Here is an 8,017-nt window from a genome sequence, read left to right as displayed (position 1 = left end):
AGCGGCCCCGGCTGCCTGGCGGCGCGGCTCGCCACCCGCCTGCCGGCCGCCGTCGGCAGTTCCGGGCGCAGCGGCCAGTCCTGGTTCACCGTCTCCGGTGTGCCGCTGCGGGTGAACCAGGCCTGGAGGCCACGGGCCTGCGCCGCGTGCCAGGTGGTCTGCAGTGTGTGCAGCTCGGCCGGGGTCAGACGCTCCAGACGGGTCGCGAACCGGCGGCCCAGCGCCCGTACCACCTCCAGGGCGGCGAGCGCGTCCGCGCCCGCGTCGTGCGCGCCCTCCAGGGTGACCTCGTAGTGCGCGCACAGGTCGGTCAGGGTGCGGCGGCCCTTGCGGTAGCGGTCCAGGTGTTTGTCCAGGACCCGGGGGTCGAGCACGAGCAGTGGGCTCGCCTCGAACCAGCGGTCCAGGGAGGACGCCCGATGACGGCGCAACTCCCGGTCCAGCAGGGTCAGATCGAACGGCGCGTTCATCACCACCAGCGGGCGGTGCATCGCCGCGTGCTCGGCCAGTTCCTCGGCTATCTCGTGCATCACCGGCGCCGGCCAGCGGCCGTTGCGCTGCAGGTGTTCGTCGGTCAGCCCGTGCACCGCCGTCGCCGCTTCCGGCACCGGCACGCCCGGGTTCACCAGCCATCGGACCGCCCTCGGCCGGGTGCCCGGGGCGTCCTGGACGACGACGGCGGCCGACACGATCCGGTCGGTCTCGACGTCGACGCCCGTGGTCTCCGTGTCGAAGGCCGCCAGGGGCCCCTCGTACCAGCACGTCATGCCTACACAACTCCTCGTTCACCCACGGCAGCTGACGTTCCGTCTTCTGCCTGTTTGGTGATACCCGGGCCGTTTGCGGCGTACGCCGGAAGGACACAACAGGAGTGCGGGTCTTTGCAGTTCAGCGGCCCGCCACGGGGAAACTCTTTGGCTGGGAAGGCTGTTCGTCATGGCGATAGCGCAGCCCGAACGGGGCGGGCTGCTGCCCGAGCGTACGGGCCCCCTTCGCGGCACACTCGCCACCACCGCCTGCATGGAGACACTGCAGGTGGGATATCTGCACGCCGTCGCGGCGGCGGCCGGCTGCTCACTGTCGCAGCCGTTCCCCGACAACGGCATCGACTGGCACGTCAGCCACGGCTCGCCCGGTCACACCGTCGACGACGAGGTGACCATCAAGGTGCAGCTCAAGTGCACGTACCAGATCGCCCCCAACCCGCCGGGACGTTTCTTCTCCTTCACGCTCGACAACGACCACCTGCGCAAGCTCGCCCGCACCCCGGTGTCGGTGCACAAGATCCTCGTGGTGATGCTGGTGCCGCGATCCCAGGACGACTGGCTGCGCGCCAGCCACGACCGGCTCGATCTGCGCCACTGCTGCTACTGGGTCAACCTGGCGGGGCACCCGGTCACCGGCCGGCACCGGACCACCGTGCGGGTCCCGACCTCGCGCATCTTCGACGACCGGGCGCTCTGCGAGATCATGACGCGGGTCGGGACGGGAGGCAGACCATGAGGCACCGTCCGTACGAGGAGCCGCTGCGGGAGGTCAGGCCGCATCCCGACGACCTCCACCGGCCCCACTGGGACCGTCCCCCCGAGCCCGCCGAGGTCGACCCCGTCGTGCTCGGTGCCCTGCTGCGCCGGCACGGCTGGCAACGGCGCGGGGGAGCCCCCGGGCGGTACGGCCGCTGGACCCCACCCGGGCCGGGCAGCACCGGTACCAGCCTGCTGGTGCCCGAGAGCCGCGCCTTCCCGGACAGCGACGACCTGCTCGGGGAGGCGCTCACCGCTCTGGTGCGCAGCGGTACCCCCGCCGCGCGCGAGGTGCTGGTCGGGCTCGCCGTGCCCAGTGACGAGATCCGCTGGTGGCGGGACGTGCCGAGCGGACCCGTGGACGCCGCGTCCTGGACCGCCGAGGAACAGCTGCGCACCGCCGCCCGGGGGATCCTGCTGGCCGGCGCGCTCGCCACCCGCGCGCGTGCCGGTTACTACGGAGCCCGGCACAAGCGTGCCGCCGCCGCCATGCTGGAGTCCGTGCTGGTCGGCTCCGCCGAGGGCGGCCGCGGCCTGACCGCCTTCGTGCCCGTCGGGACCGGCCGCCCGCTCGCCGTACGCCTCCACCAGGCCCTGTACGCCGCCCGCGAGGCCATCGACTACCAGCGGGCCACCGGCGGCATGGACGCCTTCGACGGCGCCGTCGAGGCCGGCGTCAGCCGTGAACTGACCGACGCCCTGGCCACGCTCGTGCGCGGCACGGAAGGCGCCCGGGTCTCGGTGGACTGGGCGCCGGGCGCCGGAGTCCCCGACGACTGCGCGTCGGCCCTGGACCCCGTCGAGTTCTCGCCCGGTGACCTGCCCGTGCTGTGCGAGGCCGGCGCCCGCTACCTGCGCGACGAACCCTCCGTCGCGGTCCGGGTCACCGGGACCGTGGTCCGGATGCGCCGCTCGGAGCCGCGCGGCGAGGGCGCGGTACGGCTGCGGGTGATCGCCGGTGCCGAGGTGCCGTACGTCCGGGTCACCCTCGACGAGGAGGACTACCGGATCGCCGGACAGGCCCACCTCGTCGGGCTCCCGGTGCGGGTGCACGGCCGGCTGGAGAGCCGGGGCGGCTTCCGGCGGCTGTCCGGCGCCTCCGGGGTGGTACCCGTACAGGTGGACGACGAGGAGCGGGACAGCCTGATGAAGTCGCTCCAGGAGAATCTGGACTTCTTCGAGGAGGCGTGCAGCGGGGACGAGTGCGACTGACGGCGTACTGTCGGTAATCGTTTTTCGGTCGGCGGGGCCGGGTCGGTACGATCCGGTATTGCGCGCGCTCCTGGTACGGCGCCCGCATCCGCCTTCAGTCAGGAGAGACCGGTGTCAGACGTCCGTGTGATCATCCAACGCGATTCCGAGCGGGAAGAGCGCGTGGTGACGACGGGCACTACGGCCGCCGAGCTCTTCGCCGGCGAGCGTGCGGTCATCGCCGCCCGGGTGGCCGGGGAGCTCAAGGACCTCGCGTACGCGCCCGCCGAGGACGAGGTCGTGGAGCCGGTGGAGATCTCCTCCGAGGACGGTCTCAACATCCTGCGGCACTCCACCGCGCACGTCATGGCCCAGGCCGTCCAGGAGATCTTCCCGGAGGCCAAGCTGGGTATCGGCCCGCCGGTCAAGGACGGCTTCTACTACGACTTCGACGTCGAGAAGCCGTTCACGCCCGAGGATCTCAAGGCCATCGAGAAGAAGATGCAGGAGATCCAGAAGCGCGGGCAGAAGTTCTCCCGCCGCGTGGTGACCGACGAGGCCGCCCGCGAGGAGCTGGCGAACGAGCCCTACAAGCTCGAACTGATCGGCCTGAAGGGCTCGGCGTCCTCGGACGACGGCGCGGACGTCGAGGTCGGCGCCGGTGAGCTGACGATCTACGACAACCTGGACGCCAAGACCGGCGAGCTGTGCTGGAAGGACCTCTGCCGCGGTCCCCACCTGCCCTCCACCCGCCTCATCCCGGCGTTCAAGCTGATGCGCAACGCGGCCGCCTACTGGCGCGGCAGCGAGAAGAACCCCATGCTCCAGCGCATCTACGGCACCGCCTGGCCGTCCAAGGACGAGCTGAAGGGTTACCTGGACTTCCTCGCCGAGGCCGAGAAGCGCGACCACCGCAAGCTGGGCAACGAACTCGACCTGTTCTCCATCCCGGAGCAGATCGGCTCCGGCCTCGCCGTCTTCCATCCCAAGGGCGGCATCGTCCGCCGCGTGATGGAGGACTACTCGCGCCGCCGGCACGAGGAGGAGGGCTACGAGTTCGTCTACACGCCGCACGCCACCAAGGGAAAGCTCTTCGAGACCTCCGGGCACCTGGACTGGTACGCCGACGGCATGTACCCGCCCATGCAGCTCGACGAGGGCGTGGACTACTACCTCAAGCCCATGAACTGCCCGATGCACAACCTGATCTTCGACGCGCGCGGCCGGTCCTACCGTGAACTGCCGCTGCGCCTCTTCGAGTTCGGGACCGTGTACCGGTACGAGAAGTCCGGAGTCGTGCACGGCCTGACCCGGGCCCGCGGCTTCACGCAGGACGACGCGCACATCTACTGCACCAAGGAGCAGATGGCGGAGGAGCTCGACAAGACGCTCACCTTCGTCCTGAACCTGCTGCGCGACTACGGCCTCACCGACTTCTACCTGGAGCTGTCCACCAAGGACCCGGAGAAGTTCGTCGGCTCCGACGAGGTGTGGGAGGAGGCCACGGAGACGCTCCGCGCGGTCGCCGAGAAGCAGGGCCTCCCGCTCGTCCCCGACCCGGGCGGCGCCGCCTTCTACGGCCCGAAGATCTCCGTGCAGGCCAAGGACGCCATCGGCCGCACCTGGCAGATGTCGACCGTCCAGCTGGACTTCAACCTGCCCGAGCGCTTCGACCTGGAGTACACCTCCGCCGACGGCTCCAAGCAGCGCCCGGTGATGATCCACCGCGCCCTGTTCGGCTCCATCGAGCGGTTCTTCGCGGTCCTCCTGGAGCACTACGCGGGCGCCTTCCCGGCCTGGCTCGCGCCCGTGCAGGCGGTGGGCATCCCGATCGGTGACGCGCACGTCGACTACCTGCACGGGTTCGCCGCCGAGGCGAAGAAGAAGGGCCTGCGGGTCGAGGTCGACGGCTCCTCGGACCGGATGCAGAAGAAGATCCGCAACGCCCAGAAGCAGAAGGTGCCCTTCATGGTCATCGCGGGCGACGAGGACATGGCGGCCGGTTCGGTCTCCTTCCGCTACCGCGACGGCTCGCAGGAGAACGGCATCCCGTTCGACGAGGCCATCGCCAAGATCGTGAAGGTGGTCGAGGAGCGGACCCAGGTCTGATCCGGCCCGGCTTCGTCGGGGCCCCCGCAGATCACTTCTGCGGGGGCCCCTTCTCGTCCTCCCCCAGATCGAACCGCTGCAGCATCCAGGACGAGAACGATCCCGTGACCGTGCCCAGCAGCGCCAGACCGCAGGCCATCAGCCCCACCGCGATGAAACGTCCCAGGGTGGTGACCGGGACGTAGTCGCCGTAACCGACGGTGGACAGGGTCGAACAGGTCCACCAGAGGGAGTCTCCGAAGGTGCGGATCGTGGCGTTCGGGGCCGAGCGCTCGGCCTGGTAGACGGCGAGCGCGCCCGAGAACCCCAGCAGCGAGATCGACAACGCCGAATAGACCGCCACGCGCGCGTGCAGCCCCATCCGGGGCTCACCGTGCCGCCGCTGCATCGCCTCGTACGTCCGCACCACCCGCACCGGCCGCAACAGCGGCAGCACCAGGACGACGGTGTCCAGCCAGTGCCGCCTCACGAATCCCGGACCCTCGCCGCTGAGCCGCCAGCGCACCGCGTAGTCGACGGCGAACATCCCCCACGTCAGATAGGTCAGCGACAGGAGGAGGACGTGTACGGCCTCGGGCAGGTCCGGTTCCAGCACGTGCACCGCGTACGAACCCAGGAAGACCAGCGACGCGATGCCGAGCGCCAGATCGGTCCGCCGCTCCCAGTCCGCCAGCCGGCTGTCGTCGTCCATCCGCCCAGCTTCGCCGCCGATCGCCCCGGCCCGGCCCCGGCGACACGCCGCGAACGGGCGAAGCCATATGCTGCCTAGCATGACGAGTGAGCCGGAACAGCAGATCGGAGTGGGGACGCAGGACGCGTTCCAGCGCCTGTGGACACCCCACCGGATGGCCTACATCCAGGGTGAGAACAAGCCGACCGGCCCAGGCGCCGACGACGGCTGCCCCTTCTGCTCGATCCCGGCCAAGTCCGACGAGGACGGGCTGATCGTCCGGCGCGGTGAGCACGTCTACGCGGTGCTCAACCTCTACCCGTACAACGGCGGACACCTGATGACGGTCCCGTACCGCCATGTCGCCGACTACACGGACCTGACCGGCCCGGAGACCGTGGAGCTCGCCGAGCTGACCAAGCAGGCCATGACCGCGCTGCGCACCGCGTCCGGCGCCCACGGCTTCAACATCGGCATGAACCAGGGCACGGTGGCGGGCGCGGGCATCGCCGCCCACCTGCACCAGCACATCGTCCCGCGCTGGGGCGGCGACACGAACTTCATGCCGGTGGTGGGCCACACCCGGGTGCTCCCGCAGCTGCTGGCGGACACCCGCACGATGCTGGCGGAGGCATGGCCGAGGAGCTGACCCCCGCCCCCGTCGCTACGCGTCGTAGGTGTCCGCCTTCTTCGGCGAGGCGTCCTGCACCGACCCGCTGAGCGCCGACGCGCGGCTGCTGAACTTGTCGATGTCGACGTCGTGTTCCTTGAGCACGCGCAGCGCCGCCCGGTGCACGGCCCGCAGTATCGGCGTGGCCGCGCGCAGCGCGTCGTCGGCCATGAAGCGGTGCTTCCAGGGCTGGTCGGCCCACGCGTGCCGCAGGCCGAACGGCTCGGGCAGACCTATCGAGCCGCCGAGCCACTTCAGCAGCGGCGGATACCAGCTGACGGTGGCCCGCGCGCCGAGCCGGACCACCTCGTCCGGGGTGACCAGCGGCAGCTTGACGGTCCGCGTCTCCCAGAACCGCACGGTCTTGGCGACCGTCTTCGTGGGAGTCTCGGGCTTCCCGCTGAACAGGCCGTTGACCGGCCCGAGTGCGTGCCCGGTGACGTCGATCCGCAGGGTCTCCTTCAGTACGGTCACGGTGGCCATCATGGTGATGATCAGTTCGCCGTTCCACAGGTGCGGCCACTGCACGCCCAGGTAGTGCCGGTCGCCCTTGTCGAAGTGGTTGTTGTTGCAGATGTTCTCGACGTCCTTGGGCCCCACCTTGTAGTCGGTGCCCTCGGGCCGGGACACCGCCGTGGCGCCTTCCCCGACATGGGTGACGATCCAGTGCCTGACCTGCGGTTCCGGGAAACCCCCGGTCTTCAGGTGCTGCCGGTGCAGCACGCTCAGTTCCTTCTCGATCTCCCGGACGACCGTCCAGGCCCGGAACTCGTGGACGCCCTTGACCGGGTCGACGGGGACCAGCTCCTCCGCCAGGTGCCAGGAGCCCCAGCGGGTGCCCATGCCGAGTATGCCCTTGGGGCCGGCGTAGAAGACCGAGTTGGACTGCTGCTCGGCGCTGAGCCGGGCCAGCGACTGCCGCAGCTGCTCGGCGGCGGCCTGGTCGGGGCTGGTCGGCACGGCCTCGGGCACCTTCGCGCCGACGCTGCCCCCGGACAGCAGCCCGTCCCAGGCGGCGCGCAGATCCTGCGCGGTCCGCTCGCACAGCCGCTTGGCCAGGTACCAGCCGACGACGGGGAGCACCACGCAGCCGCGCGCGTACCACCCCCAGAAACCGCCGAACGGCATCTTGATCATGAAGAGCACCGCGAGGACGCCGACGGCGGCCAGCAGCGCGCTGCCCAGCCCGGAGACCCGCTTGTTGTCCGCCTTGAGCATGGTCGCCCGGAGCTGGAAGACGAGCAGGAACAGGAGCAGGCCGGGCAGGAACAGCACGCCGCACACGAACATGACGGCGGTCAGCCGCTGGTCGCGTTCCTTGCGGATGCGGTTGGCGGCGAGGCAGTGCTCGACGACCACCTGGGGTTCGCTGCCGAAGGACTGGATGAGCGGCTTGCGGCCGACGCCCAGCATGCGGTCGATGACCGCCTGCGAGTACGCCTCACCGAAGTTCGGCCGGAAGATCTTCGCCCACTTGCGGCCCGCGTTGACCGTGGACTTGTGCCATTCGTTGTCGGCCTTCTTGATCTCCTCCATGGGTGTGTCCCGGTAGGCCGCCGAGGCCAGGGCATAGGTCGGGGCCTGCGCCTCGCCGCCCGGCCTTGGCACCTGTGGCCCGAAGAAGTCCTCGAAGCTCATTCCCGCCCCCACTTGCCGCCGTCCCGCTCCTGCGGCCTTCCCGACTTCCGTACTCCGCACACCTGTTGATCAAGTACTCAGAGTATCCCCAGCCACCGACAACCGTCGGCGGACGGCCGAAGCCGTCCGCCGAACACCCTGTTGTCGATCGTGCCGATCTCGTCGCCGTAGTAGAGGATCGGCGAGCCGGGCAGGGAGAGCAGCAGCCGGCCGAGC

Annotated in this window: 7 protein-coding genes; 4 read left to right on the top strand and 3 right to left on the bottom strand. The window is 70.3% G+C overall.

Going from position 1 to position 8,017, the window contains the following annotated elements; all coding sequences use genetic code 11:
* Positions 1-767 (bottom strand): 3'-5' exonuclease (locus ABZ646_RS34440; RefSeq protein WP_360527833.1); only part of this gene is annotated, 767 nt, incomplete at its 3' end.
* A gap of 169 nt (positions 768-936) precedes the next feature.
* On the opposite strand from ABZ646_RS34440, the gene ABZ646_RS34435 reads away from it, so the two are divergent.
* The 3 genes from ABZ646_RS34435 (at position 937) to thrS (ending at position 4,823) form a co-directional block, all read left to right on the top strand.
* Positions 937-1,503, top strand: coding sequence for a DUF4365 domain-containing protein (locus ABZ646_RS34435; protein ID WP_132889245.1), 567 nt, complete (start codon positions 937-939; stop codon positions 1,501-1,503).
* Positions 1,500-2,735: a hypothetical protein gene (locus ABZ646_RS34430; RefSeq protein ID WP_360527829.1), complete on the top strand. Its 1,236-nt coding sequence runs from the start codon at positions 1,500-1,502 to the stop codon at positions 2,733-2,735. Before ABZ646_RS34435 ends, ABZ646_RS34430 begins: the two co-directional genes overlap by 4 nt.
* 111 nt (positions 2,736-2,846) lie before the next feature.
* Entirely contained in the window at positions 2,847-4,823 is a 1,977-nt protein-coding gene (thrS, locus tag ABZ646_RS34425; RefSeq protein WP_360527826.1) for a threonine--tRNA ligase, read from the top strand.
* Between the two features lie 31 nt (positions 4,824-4,854).
* Here the strand turns inward: thrS and ABZ646_RS34420 are convergent, their stop codons facing one another.
* On the bottom strand, positions 4,855-5,514 hold the full coding sequence (locus ABZ646_RS34420) for an ion channel (RefSeq protein WP_360527823.1): 660 nt from the start codon (positions 5,512-5,514) through the stop codon (positions 4,855-4,857).
* A gap of 67 nt (positions 5,515-5,581) precedes the next feature.
* Here ABZ646_RS34420 and ABZ646_RS34415 point away from each other — a divergent pair, with 67 nt between their 5' ends.
* On the top strand, positions 5,582-6,142 hold the full coding sequence (locus ABZ646_RS34415) for an HIT domain-containing protein (RefSeq protein WP_360527820.1): 561 nt from the start codon (positions 5,582-5,584) through the stop codon (positions 6,140-6,142).
* Positions 6,143-6,157: 15 nt separating this feature from the next.
* On the opposite strand, the gene ABZ646_RS34410 is transcribed toward ABZ646_RS34415, so the two are convergent.
* The gene (locus ABZ646_RS34410; RefSeq protein WP_360527817.1) at positions 6,158-7,801 is read right to left on the bottom strand and encodes a hypothetical protein; all 1,644 of its coding nucleotides are present in this window, start codon (positions 7,799-7,801) and stop codon (positions 6,158-6,160) included.
* Positions 7,802-8,017 lie beyond the last annotated feature (216 nt).

Origin of the sequence: Streptomyces sp. NPDC007162 (assembly GCF_040634175.1) — a bacterium.
GTDB lineage: Bacteria > Actinomycetota > Actinomycetes > Streptomycetales > Streptomycetaceae > Streptomyces.
Note: the sequence above shows the minus strand (reverse complement) of the source record. Positions and strands in the feature narration are given on the sequence as shown.